Source organism: Anaerovibrio lipolyticus (assembly GCF_021531495.1).
Lineage (GTDB): Bacteria > Bacillota > Negativicutes > Selenomonadales > Selenomonadaceae > Anaerovibrio.
The window spans coordinates 1-1,348 of the sequence record NZ_JADYTY010000067.1 but is presented as its reverse complement, the minus strand read 5'-3'; the positions used below and the strand labels follow the sequence as shown (position 1 = coordinate 1,348).

At 48.3% G+C, this 1,348-nt stretch carries 2 protein-coding genes; both read left to right on the top strand.

All coding sequences use genetic code 11. The features are described from left to right. Positions 1-87 precede the first annotated feature (87 nt). A complete protein-coding gene (locus I6E26_RS10980) occupies positions 88-372 on the top strand; it encodes a transposase (protein ID WP_235321906.1) in 285 nt (94 codons plus the stop codon). Between the two features lie 26 nt (positions 373-398). Further along, the gene (locus I6E26_RS10975; protein ID WP_235321905.1) at positions 399-1,280 is read left to right on the top strand and encodes an IS3 family transposase; all 882 of its coding nucleotides are present in this window, start codon (positions 399-401) and stop codon (positions 1,278-1,280) included. The last annotated feature ends 68 nt before the right edge of the window (positions 1,281-1,348 follow it).

Genomic DNA, 1,348 nt, shown 5'->3' with positions numbered 1-1,348 from the left:
TGATGTTAGAATAAAAATAGAGCAAGTCAAGATGAGAATTTCACATAGCCCCAATAGGGGTATAATAGAGACAGGAGGAATCTCACCATGGCAAACCATTTTGACAAGCAATTTAAGCTGGATGCAGTCCAGTACTACAAGGAACATGCGGAGCTTGGGCTGAAGGGCTGTGCCAAGAACCTAGGGGTCAGCCAGCAGTCCATATCGCGCTGGAAGAAAGAACTAAGCGAGACAGGAGACCTGGCCTGCCGAGGCTCTGGCAACTATTCATCGGATGCCGAGAAAGAAATCGCCCGGTTGAAGCGTGAACTCCGTGATGCTACGGATGCACTTGACGTGCTAAAAAAAGCAATCAGCATTCTGGGAAAATGACAGAGGCCATCTATCAGGAGGTCTCTGTGAAGACAGAAAAAGCTAAGGAGCAGCACCGTCGTATTTCTGTCTGCGGAATGCTTAAATATCTTGACGTGTCACGGTCTGGCTACCGCGCTTGGCAGCGCAGGGAGCCGTCAGAGCAACAGAAGCACAGGGAGGCTATGAAGATGCGCATAAAGGAGAAGTATGACGCATCCAAGGGTATCTACGGCGCACCTAAAATTACGCAGGAGCTTCGTCAGGAGGGCGAGCACATCTCTGAGCGTACAGTGGGCCTGTATATGCGCCAAATGGGCCTTAGAGCCGTTTGGGTCAAGCACTGGACTGTCACAACGAAGGATTCAGATTTTAGCCACAAGCTTCGCAACTACCTGGGAGAGCATTTCAATCCAGACAAGCCAAACGCCGTGTGGTGTACAGACATAACGTATATTTGGACTGATGGCGGCTTTGTCTACCTGACGAGCGTAATGGATCTATACGCGCGCAGAATCATCGCCTGGACGCTATCCCGTACGATGGAAGTGGAACACGTGGTTTCGGCCATCGAACAGGCCAAGAGGCGGCGTAGACTGTCCAATCCGCTCATAATTCACAGCGACCGGGGTAGCCAGTACGTATCAGCTGAGTTTAGCAAAGCAGTTGCTGGCATGAAACACAGCTTCTCAAAGAAAGCATATCCATGGGACAACGCATGCATCGAATCGTTCCACTCGCTCATTAAGCGTGAATGGCTCAATCGGTTTAAAATCAAGGATTACGAGCATGCGCGTCGTCTCGTGTTCGAGTATATCGAATCGTTCTATAACACCGTGCGCATACACAGTCACTGCGACTATATGTCGCCGGCTCAATTTGAGAAGCTATATCAGAAGACGTTAGATAATGGTATAAATGCAGCTTAGAGAACAAATATTTATTTTTCGATGGAAAATTCTCATTTTAATTTGCTTTAAATCTTGACATAGCACCA